The following is a 17,774-nucleotide window of genomic DNA, read 5'->3' on the forward strand; positions in this document are numbered from 1 at the left end:
AGGCGGCGGCCCGGCTCCCCCCGGACGGGCGGCCTACTGGCGGGCCCAGCCCCCGGTGTTGGAGCGCGACTCGTAGCCGTGCGCCGTCCCGCGCCGCCACTCCTCGCCGGTCAGCCGCCGGTACGCCCGGTCCGGGACGTACAGCAGCGGCTCGGCCCAGACGAGCTCCCCGGCGTACGGCGCGAAGCGGCCCGGATCGGCCAGCACCGCCAGGTACGCGGCGCGGCCGTCGGCGACCACCGCTGCCCGGGTGTACAGGAACGCGTCACCGGAGAGCTCCTCGCCCAGCTCGCGGCGGTCCAGCCGGTACAGCGCCGTGGACAGCCGCTCGGCGAAGCCGGCCACCGCAGCGACCGGCCCGGCCGACAGGCGCTCCTCCAGCGCGGCGGCCAGCCGCTCCGCGTCCGGGTCCGCCCCGGGCGGGCGGCACTCCTCCAGCAGCAGCCAGAACTCGTCCTCGTCCATGGCGGCCGAGTGTGCCCGGGGCCACTGACAGGGGCCGGGCCGGGGGTTCGGCCGGGGGCGGCAGGGGTGCCGGGGCCGGGGGGTTCGAGGTCGGGACCTAATTCCGTTGCGGGGCGCGGAGGGGGCTGCGTACCCTCGGAGACGTTGCATCCCCGCACGTCTGGAGAAGGCCGTTGCTCGTCTGAGGTCATGAGACACCGCGCACACGCCACACCCGTGTCCTTTCCGGGTCGGTCGGCGTGCGGGCGCGAGTGCGACCTCGGCCGGTCGGCGGTTCTGCGGCTCCCGTGCGGGTTTCCTGTTTCCCGCGGCGGTTCCCCCGTTCCCCGTGACGGCCCTGTGCGCTCCCGCGTTCCCGGTGTCTCCCGTGTTGCTCCCCTTCCCACGGCAACCTCCAGGAGGCCCTCATGGCGCAACCCACCACCTCGATCCTCTGCACCGACCTCGGCTTCGAATGGCCCGACGGCCGTCCGCTGCTGAGCGGTTTCCACCTCGCCGTCGGCCCCGGCCGCACCGGGCTGGTCGGGCTGAACGGCGCGGGCAAGTCCACGCTGCTGCGGCTGATCGCGGGGGAGCTCGCCCCCGCCGCCGGCACCGTCCGGGTCGCGGGCGAACTCGCCTACCTGCCACAGGACCTGACGGTCGCCGCCGGGCAGCGGGTGGACGAGACGCTCGGCATCCGGGCCCAGCGCGAGGCCCTGCACGCCATCGAGTCGGGGGACGTGGACGAGCGCCACTTCACCGCGGTCGGCGACGACTGGGACGTCGAGGAGCGCGCCCGCGCCACCCTCGACCGCCTCGGCCTCGCCGAGCTCGACCTCGACCGCACCACCGGCGAGCTCTCCGGCGGCCAGGCCGTCCTGCTGCACCTCGCCGCCCTGCTGCTGCGCCGCCCCGACGTGCTGCTGCTCGACGAGCCCACCAACAACCTGGACGCCCAGGCCCGGGCCCGGCTGTACGACGCGGTGGCCGGCTTCCCCGGCGTGCTGCTGCTGGTCAGCCACGACCGCGAACTGCTGGACCGGGTCGACCAGATCGCCGACCTGCGGGACGGCGAAGTCACCTGGTACGGCGGCAACTTCAGCGCCTACCAGGAGGCCCTGGAGGCCGAGCAGGAGGCCGCCGAGCGCGTCGTCCGCAACGCCGAGGCCGACGTCAAGCGGCAGAAGCGGGACCTGGTCGAGGCCACCCAGCGGCTCGCCAAGTCCGCCGCCTACGGCAAGCAGCGCTCGGTGCGGCGCAACGACCCCAAGGCGCTGGCCGACAAGCTCCAGGGCAAGGGCGAGGAGACCGCCGGCCGCCTGCGCGGCATGCACACCGAGCGCCTCAACGAGGCCAAGGACCGGCTGGCCACCGCCGAGGAGGCCGTCCGGGACGACGCCGAGATCCGGATCGACCTGCCCCGCACCGCCGTCCCCGCCGGGCGCACCGTCCTCTCCCTGGAGGGCGTCCGCCTGGCCCACGGCGGCCGCGGCCGGATCGACCTGGAACTGCGCGGCCCCGAACGGGTCGCCCTGCTCGGCCGCAACGGCTCCGGCAAGAGCGCGCTGCTGCGCACCGTCGCCGGTGAACTCGCCCCCGCCGAGGGCATGGTCACCACCCCGGTGCAACTGCGGTACCTGCCCCAGCGGTTGGACGTGCTGGACGACGGGCAGACGGTCTTCCGGAACGTCAGGGCACACGCCCCCGCCGCCACCGACAACGAGGTCCGGGCCCGGCTGGCCCGCTTCCTGTTCCGCGGCGCCCGGGCCGACCAGCCGGCCGGCACGCTCTCCGGCGGCGAGCGCTTCCGGGCCACCCTGGCCGCCCTGCTGCTGGCCGACCCGCCGCCGCAGCTCCTGCTGCTCGACGAGCCGACCAACAACCTGGACCTGGCCAGCGTCCGCCAGCTCACCCAGGCCCTGGCCGGCTACCGGGGCACCCTGATCGTCGCCAGCCACGACTACCCCTTCCTCCGGGAGATCGGCATCACCCGCTGGCTGGAGTGGGACGGGGGTGACCTCCGCCCGACCGACCCGCGCTGACCTGCCCGCGCCGCCCGGCCCGCCCCGGCCCGCCCAGGCCCGACCCGCCCAGGCCCGACCTGCCCCGGCCCGCCCAGGCCCGACCTGCCCCGGCCCGTCCGGCGGGGCCGTCCGGCCGGTCCGTCCCATTCCGGTGTCCGTACCGTGGGACGGCCGGGCCCGGGCGCCCGGCGGGAGGGCAGGATCGGGGGCGGTCCTGTTGTCGGTCTGTCGTTGTCCCGCTGGAGGGTGTGCCGTGGCGCTGGTCGAGATCCCCGGTTCGAAGTCGGTCACGGCGCGCGCGCTGTTCCTGGCCGCCGCGGCGGACGGGGTGACCACCCTGGTGCGCCCGCTGGTGTCGGACGACACCGAGGGCTTCGCCGAGGGCCTGCGCACGCTCGGGTACCAGGTGGAGCGCGAGCAGCGGGAGTGGCGGATCACCGGCCGCCCGCAGGGGCCGGGCGCCGACGGCGCCTCGGTGTTCTGCCGGGACGGCGCCACCACCGCCCGCTTCCTGCCCACGCTGGCCGCCGCCGGGCACGGCACCTTCCACTTCGACGCCTCCGAGCAGATGCGCCGCCGTCCGCTCGGCCCGCTCACCACCGCGCTGCGCGACCTCGGCGTCGCCCTGGAGCACCACGGCGCCGAGGGCCACCACCCGCTGAGCGTCCGGGCGGCCGGCGTCGAGGGCGGCGAGGTCACGCTCGACGCCGGGCTGTCCTCGCAGTACCTGACGGCGCTGCTGCTGCTCGGCCCGCTCACCCGCACCGGCCTGCGGATCCGCGTCACCGACCTGGTCTCCGCCCCGTACGTCGAGATCACCCTCGCCATGATGCGCAGCTTCGGCGTCGAGGTGGCCCGCGAGGGGAACGTGTTCGACGTCCCGGCCGGCGGCTACACCGCCGCCCGGTACCCGGTCGAGCCGGACGCCTCCACGGCCTCGTACTTCTTCGCCGCCGCCGCACTGACCGGCCGCGAGGTGACCGTCCCGGGCCTGGGCCGCGGCGCCCTCCAGGGCGACCTGAAGTTCGTCGAGGTGCTGGAGCGGCTCGGCGCGAAGGTCGAGATCGGGGCGGACGCCACCACCGTCACCGGCGGCACCCTCACCGGCGGGACCGTCAACATGCGCGACATCTCCGACACCATGCCGACGCTGGCGGCCATCGCCCCGTTCGCCTCCGGCCCGATCCGGATCGAGGACGTCTACAACACCCGGATCAAGGAGTGCGACCGGCTCGACGCCTGCGCGCAGAACCTGCGCCGCCAGGGCGTCGACGTCGCCACCGGCCGGGACTGGATCGAGATCCGCCCCGGCACCCCGAAGCCGGTCGAGATCGAGACCCACGGCGACCACCGGATCGTGATGTCCTTCGCCGTCGCCGGGCTGCGCACCCCCGGCACGACCTACGACGACCCGGGCTGCGTGCGCAAGACCTTCCCCGGCTTCCACGACGCGTTCGCCGCCTGGGCGGCCCGGCCGGAGGGCTGACCGCCCGGGCGGCGAACGGGGGTGGTGCGCGGTGCGGGCTCAGTCCTTCACCGCGCCGCCCAGGCCCGAGACCATGTGCCGCTGCACCAGCACGAAGAAGACCAGCACCGGGACGGTCATCAGGGTCGAGGCGGCCATGATGCCGCCCCAGTCGTTCTCGTCCGGCTTGAAGAACACCATCAGCGCGGCCGGCAGGGTCTGGTGGTCGGTGTCCAGGATCAGGGTCTTGGCGAACACGAAGTCGTTCCAGGCCGTGATGAAGGAGAACACGCTGGTCGCCGCCAGCCCGGGGGCCACCAGCGGGAACAGGATCCGCCACAGGATGGTGAACCGGCTCGCCCCGTCGATCCGGGCCGCCTCCTCCAGCGACTCCGGCACCGCCGCGACGAAACCGCGCAGCATCCACACCGCGAACGGCAGCGAGAACGCCAGGTTCACCAGCATCAGCGAGCCCAGCGAGGACAGGCCGAAGCCCGGCGCGACCGAGCCGATGTCCCGGACCAGGAAGAACAGCGGGATGGTCAGCGCCTCGACCGGCACCATCTGCGCCACCAGGAACATGATCAGGATGGTGGTCTTGAACCGGAACCTGAACCGGGACAGCGCCACCGCCGCCAGGAACGCGATCGCGGCCGACACCACCACCACGACCACCGCCACCGCGAGGCTGTTCAGGAAGTACCGCCCGAAGCCGGACACCCCCAGCGCGTTGCGGAAGTTCTCCAGCGTCGGCGCGAACGTCCACGGCCGCGGGTGCGCCGAGGTGATCTCGCCCTTCGGCTTCAGCGCCGACAGCACCATCCAGTACAGCGGGAACACCGTCAGCAGGGCCAGCACCACGGCGACGGTGTTCGCACCCTGCCGCAGCACCCGGTTGTCGCGGCGCCCGGCGGTGAAGGGCTTGCGGATCAAAGTTCCTCCCCGGAGCGGCGCAGGCTGCGGACGTAGACGGCGGTGACGCCCAGCAGGATCAGCGTCATCAGGACGCCGATCGCGGCGCCCAGGCTGTAGTTCTCGGCGACGAACGCCTTCTGGTAGGCGTAGACGTTGAGGACCAGGTTCTGGCCGGCGATGCCGCCGCCCCCGGTCATCACGTAGATCTGGGTGAAGACCTTGAAGTCCCAGATGATCGACTGGATCACCACGATCACCAGCAGCGGCCGCAGCATCGGCAGCATGATCTTCCGGAAGATCGTGACCGTCCCGGCGCCGTCCAGGCGGGCGGCCTCGACGACGGAGTCCGGGATGGCCTGGATGCCCGCGTAGAGGGTGATCATCACGAACGGGAAGCTGTGCCAGACCACGACCACGGCGACCATGGCGAACGCCGACCACTTGTCGTACATCCAGTTGTGGCCCTGGGTGCCGAGGACCTCGTTGACCAGGCCGGAGTTGGTGTCCAGCAGGAACATCCACACCGTGGAGCCGGTCATCGCGGGCGCCGCCCAGGCGCCCAGCGCGCCGAACATCAGCATCAGCCGCGGCCACCTGCCGACCCGGGTCAGCAGCACCGCGCAGGTCGCGCCGACCGCCAGGGTGGCCAGCACGCAGAACGCGGCGAACGCCAGGGTCTGGCCGAGCACCGTCCAGAACTGGGCGTCGCCCAGCACGTCGGTGTAGTTCGACAGGCCGACGAACTCGGTCGGCACGCCGCCGGACGCCTGCGGCTGCCCGAACTTGAGCACCGACAGCAGGCCCAGCTGGTACAGCGGGTAGCCGAACAGCGGGATCAGCACCAGGGCGGCCGGCAGCAGCAGCCACAGCGGGACGGGGATCCGGGACAGCGGCCCGGGGCGGCGGCGGCCCGTGGCGGGGGCGCCGCCCGCCGGGCGGACCGGGGAGGAGTCCCCGTGGTCCGCCCGGGCGGTGACGGTCGTGGCAGGCATCGACGACTTCCGCTTCCTCTACGGGTTGACGGCTACTTGCCGCTGAACGAGGCGTTCATCGCGGCGGCGGCCTCCTTGGTGGCACCGGCCACGTCGGACTTGCCGGTGATGACCTTCTGCAGCATCGTCGGCACCACGTTCTGGGCGTCGATCTTGGCCCAGGCGGCGTCCTTCGGGACGAACTTGGTGCCCGCCTCGATGGTGTCGGTGAACGGCTTCAGCCACGGCTGCTTCTGCACCACCTCGGCGCGCGCCGAGGACAGCGTCGGCAGGTTGCCCATCGCGTCGAACAGCGCCAGCTGGTTCTTCTTCGACGCCAGCTCCTTCATGAAGTCGACCGCCAGGCTGCGGTGCTGGGTCGACTTCATGACGCCCAGGTCGTTGCCGCCGGAGAACGCCGGGGCGATCTTCCCGGCCGCGGTGCCCGGCAGCGGCACGATCGCGTACTTGCCCTTCGCCGCGCCCGCCTCCACCGCGCTGCGCGAGGAGTTCGGCAGGATCGCCATGCCGGCCTTGCCCGCCGCGAACGCCTCCACGGTCTTGCCGCCGGTCAGGTCGGCGCACTGCTGCGCCGGGCAGATCGCGTCCGTGAACAGGTCGGTGTACTGCTTCACACCGGCCTGCGACTGCGCCGAGTCGATCGCCGAGGCGTACGCCGAGCCGCTCTGCGCGGCCAGGTCGCCGCCGTTGGCCCAGACGAACGGCAGCGCGCCGAAGGTGTACTTGCCGCCGACCGCGATGCCCAGCAGGTCGCCGTGCGCGGCCCGGACCTTCTCCGCCGCCGACTTCAGCTCGTCGTACGTGGTCGGCGCCTGCAGGCCCAGCTCGGTGAACACGTCGGTGCGGTAGTACAGCGCGCGCACGCCCAGCCACCACGGCAGGCCGTACGTCTTGCCGTCGACCACCGCGGTGTCCTTCAGGTCCTGCGGCAGGTCCTTGCCGTCCTCCCAGCCGGACAGGTCGGAGGTGATGTCGGCCAGGCCGCCCGAGGCGGTGTAGCCGAACAGGTCGGTGTTGCCGAACTCCACCACGTCCGGCGCCGAGGACGGGTCGTTGAACGCGCCCTTCATCTTCTCGGCGCGCGGACCGGCGTCGGTCGGGATGTACGACACCTCGACCTCGACGCCCGCGTGCTTCGCCTTGAAGTCGGCGACGGCCTGCGCCACCACCTGCTCCTTCGGCGTCCGGTTCGCCTCGTCGTACAGCCAGACCTTCACGGTGCCGGTCTGCTTGTCCGCGGACGTCGCGGTCTTCGCGGTGCCCGGCGCGCAGGCCGTGGCCACGGTGCCGGCCAGCACGGCAAGGGCGGCACCACGGGCCAGCTTCTTCATGCTCAACGTCATCTCCTCGCCGCAGCGGGACGCACCTGCGCGCCCCGGGACGAACCGGGACATGCAGTGGGGGATCGGTGTGAGCGGGACGTTAGAAACTCACCGGGTACGGCGACAAGAGCAGACCGCGAAAGTTCTGCACTGCAAAACGATGTGCTGCGGAACTGGCACCGCGCCCGGCCGCGCCGTAGCGTCACACCCCATGACCAGCACCGCCGCCGAGAGCCGGACCCCCGAGGGTCGGCCGGAACGCAACCAGTCCGCGTCGCTGCGCCGCGCCCTCGCGGTGCTCGAACACGTCCGGGACCACGCGGCGGCCGGCACCGACCTCGGCCTCACCGCGCTCGCCGACGGCCTGGGGATGTCCAAGTCCACCGTGCTGCGCCTGGCCGCCCCGCTGGTCGACGCCCAACTCCTCGCCCGCGACCGCGACAGCGGCCACTTCCGGCTCGGCCCCGGCGCCCTCCGGCTCGGCCAGGCGTACCTCGCCACCCTCGACCTGCGCACCGCCGCCTCCGAGGAGGCCCACCAGCTGATGCGCGAGGTCGGCGGCACCGTCCACCTGTGCGTCCCCGACGCGCCGTACGTCGTCTACGTCGACAAGGTCGAGAACGAGACCGCCGTCCGGATGGCCTCCCGGATCGGCAGCCGCGCCCCCATGTACTGCACCGCCGTCGGCAAGGCCATGCTCGCCTGGATGCCCGAGGACGCCTTCGCCACCGTCGTCGCCGACGGCCTCCCCGCCATCACCACCCGCACCCTCACCTCCGCCGCCGCCCTGCGCACCGAACTCACCCGGATCCGCACCCGCGGCTACGCCGTCGACGACCGCGAGAACGAACCCGAGGTCCGCTGCATCGCCGCCCCCGTCTTCGACCACAACAACACCGTCATCGGCGCCATCTCCACCTCCGCCCTCACCTCCCGCATCACCGCCGCCCGCGCCCGCGAACTCGGCCCCGTCGTCGCCGCCACCGCCGCCCGCGTCTCCCGCACCATGGGCTCCACCCGCTGACGACGACGCCCCGCCCACCGGCGGGTGGACGGGGCGGGCGGCGGCGGACGGGCCGTCAGACCTCGGCGGTCTCGGCCGCCGGTGCGCGGCGGAGCTTGGTGCCGAGGCGGTCGAGGCCGATGACCAGGGCGCCGAGGACGGCGAACTCGGCGACGAGTTGGATCATCTGGAGGCCGACCCAGGCGTAGCCCTTCTCGGTCGGGTCGAGGAAGAAGTAGGGGTAGCGGACCGGGAAGTCCGGGAAGAGGATGGCGCGGGTCTCGGTGAGGACGGCGTAGCCGAGGGGGTAGGAGAGCCAGAGCGGGAGGTCGCGCCAGCGGGAGGCGTTGCGGGGGGAGCAGAGCAGCCACTCGGCCAGGACCAGCACCGGGGTGGTGTAGTGCAGGAAGAAGCTGGACCAGTGCTGGAGGCGGTCGGGGCCGGAGACCAGGCCGGGGAGCGGGTTCTCGCCGTGGTTGAGCAGGACGTGCGCGACGATGCCGGTGATGGTGATGTACAGGACGGCGGCGCCGCGCAGGCGGGGGGCCGGGGCGTCGGTGGTGTCGCGCCTGGCCGTCCAGTAGAGCGCGGCGAGGAAGTAGCCGAGCACGATCACGTTGCTCTGGATGGTGAAGTACACCAGGGAGCTGTTGCTGAGGAAGATCCCCAGGAACGCGGACAGGACGATGGCGCAGCGCCACCAGGTGGCGGGACGGGTCCAGACGGTCATGCGGTCACCGGACGTTCGTTTCGGCGGTGCCCCCCGTGGGCACGACAGATCGCCGCACTCTACCCGCCGGTTCGGCGGTCGGAAAAGATCACCGGTCGGGGGTGGTGCGGGCCGGGCCGGGCGTCAGAAGGACAGCTGCGCGGGGGTGTGGGTGTGGCCCTCGATGCCCGTCGCGGCGCGGCCGATCAGCTGCTGGGCGAGGTCGTTGCAGGCCCGGGCGGCGGCCAGCTCCTCGCCGATCGCGGCGTCGGCGTCATCGCCGGGGTTGCGGCGGGCCGTGCCGGTGCCGCGGGCGCCGGGGGCGCTGAACCCGCTGAGCGCGGCGGTGCAGGTGGTGCGGGACTCGTCCTCGTCGAAGGTCAGGTCGACGACCCAGTGGTTCTGCATGGCGGTTCACCTTCCGGGTGCGCACCGCGCACGGGCGGCCGGTGCGCCTCGCTCCCTCCCAGCGTCCGCCCGGGCGCGGTGCGCGTCAACGTGCGGCCGCGCCCGGACGGCGGGGGGCTCAGTCGGAGAAGTGCAGTTCGGGGTCGGTGACCGGCCCGGCGCCGAGCAGCCGGGTGTCCTCGCGGTAGCCGGCCGGGGCCCGCCAGGGGGAGCGGTCGCCCTGGCGGGGGAGCAGCGGGGCGCCCCGCCGGAGGTAGCCGGCGGCGAAGTCGAGCAGCGGCCGCAGCGGCATCGCGGGGTCGGCGACCTCGGGGCGGCAGATCCGGTGGCCGTGCCGGTCCATGTGGGCGAGCAGCCGGGCGAAGTGCGCGCACAGCAGGTCGACCTTGAGGGTCCAGGAGGCGTTCGGGTAGCCCAGCGCGTACACGAAGTTGGGGACGCCGGAGAGCATCACGCCCTTGTAGGCGACGGTCTCGGCGGGCCGCACCGGCACCCCGTCGACCCGCAGCGGGATGCCGCCGAAGGCCCGCACCTCCAGCCCGGTCGCGGTGACCACCAGGTCGGCGGCGAGTTCCCGGCCGGAGGCCAGGCGGACGCCGTGCTCGGTGAAGCGGCTGATCCGGTCGGTGACCACGGACGCCCGGCCGTCGCTGATCGCGGTGAACAGGTCGCCGTCGGGGGCGGCGCACAGCCGCTGGTCCCACGGGTCGTACGGCGGGGCGAAGTGCTCGTCGACGGGGTAACCGGGCGGCAGGCGGCGGGCGTTGGCCCGGCGGATGATCCGCCGGGCGGCCCGCGGGTGGCGCCGGCAGAACGCCCAGACGGCGTGCTGCCGGACGATGTTGCGGCGGCGCACCAGCGCGTGGCCGCGCCGCTCGCCGAGCAGCTGGCGCAGCAGGGCGGCGAGGGCGTCGCGCCGGGGCACCGGCATCACGTAGCCGGGGGTGCGCTGCAGCATGGTGACGTGCGCGGCCCGTTCGGCCAGCGCCGGGACGAGGGTGACGGCGGTCGCGCCGCTGCCCACCACCAGGACCCGCCGGCCGGTGTGGTCGAGGTCGGCGGGCCAGTGCTGCGGGTGGACGACCGGTCCGGCGAACCGTTCCAACCCGGCCAGCGGCGGGGTGTGGCCCCGGTCGTAGCGGTAGTAGCCGGCCGCGCAGAACAGCCAGCCGCAGGTCAGGGTGGTGCGCCGGCCGGTGCCGACGTGCTCGACCTCGACCGTCCAGCGGGCCCGCTCGGTCGACCAGGACGCGCCGACCACCCGCTGCCGGTAGCGGATCCGCCGTTCCAGGTCGTGCTCCCGGACGGTCTCGCGCAGGTAGGCGAGGATCTGCGGGCCGCGGGCCAGCGACTCCCGGTGGCGCCACGGCTTGAACGCGTAGCCGAAGGTGTACAGGTCGGAGTCGGAGCGGACGCCCGGGTAGCGGAACAGGTCCCAGGTGCCGCCGCAGCCGTCCCGGGCCTCCAGCAGCGCGAAGCTCCGGCCGGGGCGCTCGGCGGCCAGCCGGCAGCCCGCGCCGATGCCGGACATCCCGGCGCCGACGATCAGCACGTCCAGGTGCTCGGGGACGGGGACGGGAGCGGAGGCGGAGCCGGGTGCGGGGGCGTCCGGGGCGGTGGGCACGGGGGCTCCCTGGCGGTGGGCGGACGGGTCGCTCCATGATCGCCAACGCCGTCCGGCCCCCGCCAGGCCGGAAGGTCACAACGCGCGGCCCGGCGGGGTGTGGCCTCCGCGCAGCGCCCGTGGTCAGGCGGGCGGCAGCGAGGCGCGACAGCGGCCGGTGTGCGTCCCGGGCGCGTCAGGGGGTGCGGAAGCCGCGGAAGACCACCTCGGCGCGGCGGACGAAGCCCAGCCGCTCGTACAGCGCGAGCGCGCCGGTGTTGGCGGCGGCGACGTGCAGGAACGGGCGCTCGCCGCGGGCGGTGATCCGGGCCGCCAGCTCGCCGACCAGGTGCGCGGCCAGGCCCCGGCCGCGGGCCTCGGGGGCGGTGCAGACGGCGGAGACCTCGGTGAAGCCGGGCGGGTGCAGGCGCTCGCCGGCCATCGCGAGCAGCGTCCCGTCGGGGCCGCGGACGCCCAGGTAGGTGCCGAGTTCGCGGGTGCGCGGCCGGAACGGGCCGGGGCGGGTCCGCTCCACCAGCTCCAGCATGGCGGGCACGTCGGCGGCGCCCAGCTCGACCACCCGCAGAGCCGCGGGCGCGGCCGGGCGGACCGGCTGCGTCTGCACCAACTGGTGCCCGGCCAGGGTGAATTCGGGCTCCCAGCGGGCGGGCGGCAGCGCCGGGCAGTTGAACAGGTCGGCGAACTCGCCCGCCCCCAGCAGCTCGGCCAGGTCCGTCCAGGCCCCCGGCCCGGGCCGGGCGGTGACACTGCTGAAGCTCGCCACCTCGGGGTCGTACCGCACCGCCTGCCCGTGCCGCCGGGCCAGGTGGGCGTGCGCCCCGTCCAGCGAGGCGGCCACGGGGTCGTCCAGTACGGCGGTGGCGGCATCGAGATCGCGCATGGGCTCCGGTCCCTCCCGGTCGATCGGTCCACCCCATGATCGCGCACCCGGGCCGCCGGGTCCCGCGGTTCCGGCGGCCCGTGCAGGGCGGGCGGGCTCTTGTTACCGGCGAGTCACGTCCCTATCATCGCCACTGTGACAGCTTCACTGTCAAACCTGGGAGGCGGTCGACGATGACCCCCGCAACACCCCCTTCCGGCCCCCTGGCGGGGGTCCGGGTGCTGGAGCTCGCGGGCATCGGCCCCGGGCCGTTCGCCGCGATGCTGCTGGCCGACCTCGGGGCGGACGTGGTGCGGGTCGACCGGCCCGGCGGGCAGGGGCTCGGGCCGGACCCGGCCCGGGACCTGACGAACCGGAACAAGCGCTCGGTGCTGGTGGACCTGAAGGACGACGGGGGCGCGGCCGTCGTGCGGGACCTCGCCGCCCGGGCCGACCTGCTGATCGAGGGCTGGCGTCCCGGGGTGGCCGAGCGGCTCGGGGTCGGCCCGCAGGACTGCCTGGCCCGCAACCCGGCGCTGGTGTACGGCCGGATGACCGGCTGGGGGCAGGACGGCCCGCTCGCGCAGCGGGCCGGGCACGACGTCACCTACCTGGCGGCCGCCGGCCTGCTCGGGCTGATCGGCCCGGCGGACGGGCCCCCGGCGATCCCGGCCAACCTGCTGGGCGACTACGCGGGCGGTTCGCTCTACCTGGTGGTCGGCCTGCTCGCGGCCCTGCACCACGCCCGCGCGACCGGCACCGGCCAGGTGGTGGACGCCGCGATCGTGGACGGCGCCGCGCACCTGTCGACCATGCTGTGGGGCCTGATGGACGCGGGGCTGTGGCAGGACCGCCGGGGCGTCAACCTGCTGGACGGCGGCGCCCCCTGGTACGGGACGTACGAGACGTCCGACGGCCGGTGGATGGCGGTCGGCCCGCTGGAGCCGCGCTTCTACGCCGAGTTCGCCCGGCTGCTGGAGCTGGACGCGGACGCCCCCGAGCAGTACGACCCGGCGCGCTGGCCCGAACTGCGGGAGGCCGTCGCGGCCCGGTTCGCCACCCGTACCCAGGCCGAGTGGACCGCCCGGTTCGAGGGCCACGACGCCTGCGTGGCACCGGTGCTGACGCTCCGTCAGGCCGCCGCGCACCCGCACCTGGCGGCCCGCGGCAGCTACACCGAACGGGACGGCACCCCGCAACCCGCCCCGGCCCCGCGCTTCTCCGCCACCCCCGGCGCGCTGCGCACCCCGCCCGCCGTCCCCGGCGCGCACACCGCCGAGGTGGCCCGCGACTGGGACGTGCCCGCACTCGACCGCCCCGCCCCGCCGGCCTCCTGAACGACCCCGCCAGCGCCCCGAAGGGAACGCCCGTGCAGCGCGAGCTCTACACCGAGGAACACGAGGACTTCCGCACCACCGTCCGGGCCTTCCTCGCCCGGGAGGTCGTCCCGCACCACGCCCGCTGGGAGCAGCAGGGCATCGTGGACCGCTCCGCCTGGCTGGCCGCCGGGAAGGCCGGGCTGCTGGGCACCGCCGTGGACGAGCGGTACGGCGGCGGGGGCAGCCCGGACTTCCGGTTCGCCGCGGTGCTGGCGGAGGAGTTCGTCCGGGCGGGGGCCAGCGGACTGGCGGTCGGCCTGCACAACGACATCATCGGCCCGTACCTGACCGGTCTGGCCACCGAGGAGCAGAAGGAGCGCTGGCTGCCCGGGTTCTGCTCCGGCGAGCTGATCACCGCGATCGCGATGACCGAGCCCGACACCGGCTCCGACCTGCAGGCGATCCGCACCACCGCGGTCGACGCGGGCGACCACTACCTGCTGAACGGCGCGAAGACCTTCATCTCCAACGGCATCCTGGCGGACCTGGTCGTGGTGGTGGCGAAGACCACCGCGGAGGGCGGCGCGCACGGGCTGAGCCTGCTGGTGGTGGAGCGCGGCACGCCGGGCTTCGAGCGCGGCCGCAACCTCGACAAGATCGGGCAGAAGGCGCAGGACACCGCCGAGCTGTTCTTCCACGACGTGCGGGTGCCGAAGGCCAACCTGCTGGGCGAGGAGCACCAGGGCTTCCTGTACCTGATGCGCAACCTGGCGCAGGAGCGGTTGGCCATCGCGGTCGCCGCGATCGCCGCCGCCGAGCAGCTGGTGGAGGAGACCACCGGGTACGTGAAGCAGCGCACCGCGTTCGGCCGGCCGCTGGCCAAGCTGCAGCACGTCCGGTTCGAGATCGCCGAGCTGGCCACCGAGTGCGCCGTCACCCGGGCCTTCGTGGACCGCTGCGTGAGCGAGCACAACAGGTACGCGCTGACCCCGGTGGACGCCTCGATGGCCAAGTGGTGGGCCACCGAGCTGCAGAAGCGCACCGCCGACCGCTGCCTGCAACTGCACGGCGGCTCCGGTTACATGAGTGACAGCGCGGTCGCCCGGGCGTTCACCGACGGGCGCGTCCAGACCATCTACGGCGGCACCACGGAGATCATGAAAGAGATCATCGGCCGCTCCCTGCTCGCCTGAAGCCCGTCAGCCCGTCAGCCCCCGACCCGCCCGACCCTCCGCCCGAAAGGCATCCCCACCGTGACCACCGAAGCGTACGTCTACGACGCGATCCGCACCCCGCGCGGGCGCGGCAAGCAGACCGGCTCCCTGCACGGCACCAAGCCGATCGACCTGGTGGTCGGTCTGATCCACGAACTGCGGCGCCGCTTCCCGTCGTTGGACCCGGCGGCGATCGACGACATCGTGCTCGGCGTGGTCAGCCCGATCGGCGACCAGGGCTCCGACATCGCCCGGGTCGCGGCGATCGCCGCCGGGCTGCCTGACACCGTCGCGGGCGTGCAGGAGAACCGCTTCTGCGCGTCCGGCCTGGAGGCGGTCAACCTGGCGGCGGCGAAGGTCCGTTCGGGCTGGGAGGACCTGATCCTGGCGGGCGGCGTCGAGTCGATGTCCCGGGTGAAGATGGGCTCCGACGGCGGCGCCTGGTTCGCCGACCCGATGACCGCTTACGAGACCGGCTTCGTCCCGCAGGGCATCGGCGCCGACCTGATCGCCACCGTCGAGGGCCTGTCCCGCACCGACGTGGACGCGTTCGCCGTCGAGTCGCAGGCCCGGGCCGCGAAGGCGCAGGCCGACGGCCTGTTCGACCGCTCGGTGGTGCCGGTGCGCGACCGCAACGGGCTGGTGGTGCTGGGCCGCGACGAGTTCATCCGCCCCGGCACCACGGTGGAGTCGCTGGCCGGGCTGAAGCCGTCCTTCGCGGACATCGGCGAGCTCGGCGGCTTCGACGCCGTCGCGCTGCAGAAGTACCACTGGGTGGAGTCCATCGACCACGTCCACCACGCGGGCAACTCCTCCGGCATCGTGGACGGCGCCGCGCTGGTCGCCATCGGGTCGAAGGAGATCGGCGAGCGCTACGGCCTCACCCCGAGGGCCCGGATCGTGTCCGCCGCGGTCTCCGGCTCCGAGCCGACCATCATGCTCACCGGCCCCGCCCCCGCCACCCGCAAGGCGCTCGCCAAGGCCGGGCTGAGCGCCGCCGACATCGACCTGGTCGAGATCAACGAGGCGTTCGCCGCCGTCGCGCTGCGCTTCATGCGCGAACTCGGCTTCCGGCACGACCAGGTGAACGTCAACGGCGGCGCGATCGCGCTCGGCCACCCGCTCGGCGCGACCGGCGCGATGCTGATCGGCACCCTGATCGACGAGCTGGAGCGCCGCGACCTGCGCTACGGCCTGGCCACCCTGTGCGTGGGCGGCGGCATGGGCATCGCCACCGTGATCGAACGCATCAACGCCTGACCACCCGTCAACTCACGTACTCACCCAAGGACTTCGCAGACATGACCGACGTGAGCAGCCCCATCCGCTGGGAGCAGGACCAGGACGGCGTGGTCACCCTCGTCCTCGACGACCCGGCCCAGTCCGCCAACACCATGAACGCCGGCTTCACCGACGCGCTCGAAGCGGTCGTCGAACGGCTCGCCGCCACCGAGGAGTTGGCCGGCGTCATCGTCACCTCCGCGAAGAAGACCTTCTTCGCGGGCGGCGACCTCAAACTGCTGTCCTCGGTCGGGCCGGACGACGCCGAGCAGGTGTTCGCCGACTCGATGCGGATCAAGCGCGCGCTGCGCCGCCTGGAGACCCTCGGCCGGCCGGTGGTCGCCGCGATCAACGGCGCCGCGCTCGGCGGCGGCCTGGAGATCGCGCTGGCCTGCCACCACCGGATCGCGCTGGACGCCCCCGGGAGCAGGATCGGCCTGCCCGAGGTCACCCTCGGCCTGCTGCCCGGCGGCGGCGGGGTGGTGCGCACCGTGCGGATGCTCGGCATCACCGACGCCCTGCTCAAGGTGCTGCTGCAGGGCCAGCAGTACCGTCCGGCGCAGGCCCTGGAACACGGCCTGGTGCACGAACTCGCCGCCACCGCCGAGGAGATGGACGCCAAGGCGCGCGAGTTCATCGCCGCCAACCCGACCAGCCTGCAGCCCTGGGACGTCAAGGGCCACCGGATCCCCGGCGGCACGCCCAGCACCCCCGCGTTCGCCGCCAACCTGCCCGCCTTCCCGGCCAACCTGCGCAAGCAGCTGAACGGCGCGCCCTACCCGGCGCCGCGCAACATCCTGGCGGCCGCCGTGGAGAGCTCCCAGGTCGACGTGGACACCGCGTTCGCCGTCGAGGCCCGGTACTTCACCGAGCTGGCCTGCGGACCCACCTCCAAGAACATGATCCAGGCCTTCTTCTTCGACATGCAGGCCGTCAACTCCGGTGCCTCCCGCCCGGGTTCGGTGCCCGCGTGGAAGGCGTCGAAGGTCGCGGTACTGGGCGCGGGCATGATGGGCGCGGGCATCGCGTACTCCTGCGCCAAGGCGGGCCTGGAGGTCCTGCTCAAGGACGTCACCCAGGAGGCCGCCGACCGCGGCAAGGCGTACAGCGCGGGCCTGCTGGACAAGCAGGTGGCGCGCGGCCGGATGACCGCCGAGGAGCGGGCGGCGTTCCTGGCCCGGATCACCCCCACCGCGGACGCCACCGACCTGGCCGGCTGCGACACCGTCATCGAGGCGGTCTTCGAGAACCCCGAGCTCAAGCACAAGGTGTTCCAGGAGGTGCAGCACGTGGTCGCCCCCGACGCGCTGCTCTGCTCCAACACCTCCACCCTGCCGATCGGCCTGCTCGCCGAAGGCGTGGAGCGGCCCGCGGACTTCGTCGGCCTGCACTTCTTCTCGCCGGTCGACAAGATGCCGCTGGTCGAGATCATCCGCGGCCCGGGCAGCGGCGACGAGGCCCTCGCCCGAGCCTTCGACCTGGTCCGGCAGATCCGCAAGACCCCGATCGTGGTCAACGACTCCCGCGGCTTCTTCACCTCCCGGGTCATCGGCCAGTTCCTCAACGAGGGCGTCGCCATGATCGGCGAGGGCCTCGACCCGTCCTCCGTCGAACAGGCCGCCGCCCAGGCCGGCTACCCCGCCAAGGTCCTCTCGCTGCTGGACGAGCTCACCCTCACCCTGCCCCGCAAGATCCGCAACGAGACCCGCCGCGCCGTCGAGGAGGCCGGCGGCAGCTGGACCTCCCACCCCGGCGAGGCCGTCATGGACCGGATGCTCGACGAGTTCGACCGCCCCGGCCGCAGCGGCGGCGCCGGCTTCTACGAGTACGAGAACGGCCGCCGCACCCGGCTCTGGCCCGGCCTGCGCGAGCACTTCCGGCGCGAGGGCGCGGAGATCCCGTTCGAGGACATGAAGGAGCGGATGCTGTTCGCCGAGGCGCTCGACTCGATCCGCTGCCTCGACGAGCACGTCCTCACCTCGGTCGCCGACGCCAACATCGGCTCGATCCTCGGCATCGGCTTTCCCGCCTGGACCGGCGGCGTCCTGCAGTACGTCAACGGCTACCCCGGCGGCCCGGCCGGCTTCACCGCCCGCGCCCGCGAACTCGCCGCCGCCTACGGCGACCGCTTCACCCCGCCCGCCTCGCTGACCGCCCTCGCCGGGAGCGGCGGACGGTACGCCGACTGACGA

The 17,774-nt window shown here is 73.7% G+C and carries 15 protein-coding genes; 7 read left to right on the top strand and 8 right to left on the bottom strand.

Annotated elements, in window-relative coordinates; translation table 11 throughout:
- Nucleotides 1-33: 33 nt before the first annotated feature.
- Nucleotides 34-465 (bottom strand): DUF4240 domain-containing protein, encoded by a 432-nt coding sequence (locus EDD39_RS16470; protein ID WP_123556825.1) that lies wholly within the window; start codon nt 463-465, stop codon nt 34-36.
- A 407-nt stretch (nt 466-872) separates the two neighbouring features.
- Here EDD39_RS16470 and EDD39_RS16475 point away from each other — a divergent pair, with 407 nt between their 5' ends.
- Nucleotides 873-2,489, top strand: coding sequence for an ABC-F family ATP-binding cassette domain-containing protein (locus EDD39_RS16475; protein ID WP_123556827.1), 1,617 nt, complete (start codon nt 873-875; stop codon nt 2,487-2,489).
- 235 nt (nt 2,490-2,724) lie between these two features.
- A complete protein-coding gene (gene aroA, locus EDD39_RS16480) occupies nt 2,725-3,957 on the top strand; it encodes a 3-phosphoshikimate 1-carboxyvinyltransferase (RefSeq protein WP_123556829.1) in 1,233 nt (410 codons plus the stop codon).
- 39 nt (nt 3,958-3,996) lie between these two features.
- Here the strand turns inward: aroA and EDD39_RS16485 are convergent, their stop codons facing one another.
- From EDD39_RS16485 to EDD39_RS16495, 3 genes are read right to left on the bottom strand one after another with little or no spacing between them, the layout of a single operon-like run.
- A complete protein-coding gene (locus tag EDD39_RS16485; protein WP_425269692.1) occupies nt 3,997-4,869 on the bottom strand; it encodes a carbohydrate ABC transporter permease in 873 nt (290 codons plus the stop codon).
- Nucleotides 4,866-5,843, bottom strand: coding sequence for a carbohydrate ABC transporter permease (locus tag EDD39_RS16490; RefSeq protein WP_123556831.1), 978 nt, complete (start codon nt 5,841-5,843; stop codon nt 4,866-4,868). The genes EDD39_RS16485 and EDD39_RS16490 overlap by 4 nt, the downstream gene beginning before the upstream one ends.
- Before the next feature lie 32 nt (nt 5,844-5,875).
- Nucleotides 5,876-7,174 carry a sugar ABC transporter substrate-binding protein gene (locus tag EDD39_RS16495; RefSeq protein ID WP_162870190.1) on the bottom strand — a complete coding sequence of 433 codons (1,299 nt, stop codon included), beginning with the start codon at nt 7,172-7,174 and terminating at the stop codon, nt 5,876-5,878.
- A gap of 202 nt (nt 7,175-7,376) precedes the next feature.
- Here EDD39_RS16495 and EDD39_RS16500 point away from each other — a divergent pair, with 202 nt between their 5' ends.
- Entirely contained in the window at nt 7,377-8,189 is an 813-nt protein-coding gene (locus tag EDD39_RS16500) for an IclR family transcriptional regulator (protein ID WP_123556835.1), read from the top strand.
- Nucleotides 8,190-8,244: 55 nt separating this feature from the next.
- On the opposite strand, the gene EDD39_RS16505 is transcribed toward EDD39_RS16500, so the two are convergent.
- From EDD39_RS16505 to EDD39_RS16520, 4 genes are all read right to left on the bottom strand, one after another.
- A complete protein-coding gene (locus tag EDD39_RS16505; protein WP_123556837.1) occupies nt 8,245-8,898 on the bottom strand; it encodes a Pr6Pr family membrane protein in 654 nt (217 codons plus the stop codon).
- A 123-nt stretch (nt 8,899-9,021) separates the two neighbouring features.
- The gene (locus tag EDD39_RS16510) at nt 9,022-9,285 is read right to left on the bottom strand and encodes a DUF1876 domain-containing protein (protein ID WP_123556839.1); all 264 of its coding nucleotides are present in this window, start codon (nt 9,283-9,285) and stop codon (nt 9,022-9,024) included.
- Between the two features lie 118 nt (nt 9,286-9,403).
- Nucleotides 9,404-10,909, bottom strand: coding sequence for a flavin-containing monooxygenase (locus EDD39_RS16515; protein WP_279638386.1), 1,506 nt, complete (start codon nt 10,907-10,909; stop codon nt 9,404-9,406).
- Nucleotides 10,910-11,084: 175 nt separating this feature from the next.
- On the bottom strand, nt 11,085-11,789 hold the full coding sequence (locus EDD39_RS16520; RefSeq protein WP_123556841.1) for a GNAT family N-acetyltransferase: 705 nt from the start codon (nt 11,787-11,789) through the stop codon (nt 11,085-11,087).
- A gap of 173 nt (nt 11,790-11,962) precedes the next feature.
- On the opposite strand from EDD39_RS16520, the gene EDD39_RS16525 reads away from it, so the two are divergent.
- Genes EDD39_RS16525 through EDD39_RS16540 form a run of 4 tightly spaced genes read left to right on the top strand, consistent with a single transcriptional unit; the run spans nt 11,963 to nt 17,771 of the window.
- A complete protein-coding gene (locus tag EDD39_RS16525) occupies nt 11,963-13,105 on the top strand; it encodes a CaiB/BaiF CoA transferase family protein (protein WP_208765513.1) in 1,143 nt (380 codons plus the stop codon).
- A gap of 32 nt (nt 13,106-13,137) precedes the next feature.
- Nucleotides 13,138-14,280, top strand: a complete 1,143-nt coding sequence (locus tag EDD39_RS16530) for an acyl-CoA dehydrogenase family protein (protein WP_123556846.1) — start codon at nt 13,138-13,140, stop codon at nt 14,278-14,280.
- Nucleotides 14,281-14,340: 60 nt separating this feature from the next.
- The gene (locus EDD39_RS16535; protein WP_123556847.1) at nt 14,341-15,561 is read left to right on the top strand and encodes an acetyl-CoA C-acetyltransferase; all 1,221 of its coding nucleotides are present in this window, start codon (nt 14,341-14,343) and stop codon (nt 15,559-15,561) included.
- A gap of 41 nt (nt 15,562-15,602) precedes the next feature.
- The gene (locus EDD39_RS16540; protein WP_123556850.1) at nt 15,603-17,771 is read left to right on the top strand and encodes a 3-hydroxyacyl-CoA dehydrogenase NAD-binding domain-containing protein; all 2,169 of its coding nucleotides are present in this window, start codon (nt 15,603-15,605) and stop codon (nt 17,769-17,771) included.
- Nucleotides 17,772-17,774 lie beyond the last annotated feature (3 nt).

The sequence above is a fragment of the Kitasatospora cineracea genome (assembly GCF_003751605.1).
Taxonomy (GTDB): Bacteria; Actinomycetota; Actinomycetes; order Streptomycetales; family Streptomycetaceae; genus Kitasatospora; species Kitasatospora cineracea.

Excerpts from the sequence above, each read along its gene's own strand:
- EDD39_RS16470 (WP_123556825.1), bottom strand. The coding sequence starts at position 465 with ATGGACGAGGACGAGTTCTGGCTGCTGCTGGAGGAGTGCCGCCCGCCC.
- EDD39_RS16475 (WP_123556827.1), top strand. The coding sequence starts at position 873 with ATGGCGCAACCCACCACCTCGATCCTCTGCACCGACCTCGGCTTCGAA.
- EDD39_RS16490 (WP_123556831.1), bottom strand. The coding sequence starts at position 5,843 with ATGCCTGCCACGACCGTCACCGCCCGGGCGGACCACGGGGACTCCTCC.
- EDD39_RS16495 (WP_162870190.1), bottom strand. The coding sequence starts at position 7,174 with ATGAAGAAGCTGGCCCGTGGTGCCGCCCTTGCCGTGCTGGCCGGCACC.
- EDD39_RS16500 (WP_123556835.1), top strand. The coding sequence starts at position 7,377 with ATGACCAGCACCGCCGCCGAGAGCCGGACCCCCGAGGGTCGGCCGGAA.
- EDD39_RS16505 (WP_123556837.1), bottom strand. The coding sequence starts at position 8,898 with ATGACCGTCTGGACCCGTCCCGCCACCTGGTGGCGCTGCGCCATCGTC.
- EDD39_RS16510 (WP_123556839.1), bottom strand. The coding sequence starts at position 9,285 with ATGCAGAACCACTGGGTCGTCGACCTGACCTTCGACGAGGACGAGTCC.
- EDD39_RS16520 (WP_123556841.1), bottom strand. The coding sequence starts at position 11,789 with ATGCGCGATCTCGATGCCGCCACCGCCGTACTGGACGACCCCGTGGCC.
- EDD39_RS16525 (WP_208765513.1), top strand. The coding sequence starts at position 11,963 with ATGACCCCCGCAACACCCCCTTCCGGCCCCCTGGCGGGGGTCCGGGTG.
- EDD39_RS16540 (WP_123556850.1), top strand. The coding sequence starts at position 15,603 with ATGACCGACGTGAGCAGCCCCATCCGCTGGGAGCAGGACCAGGACGGC.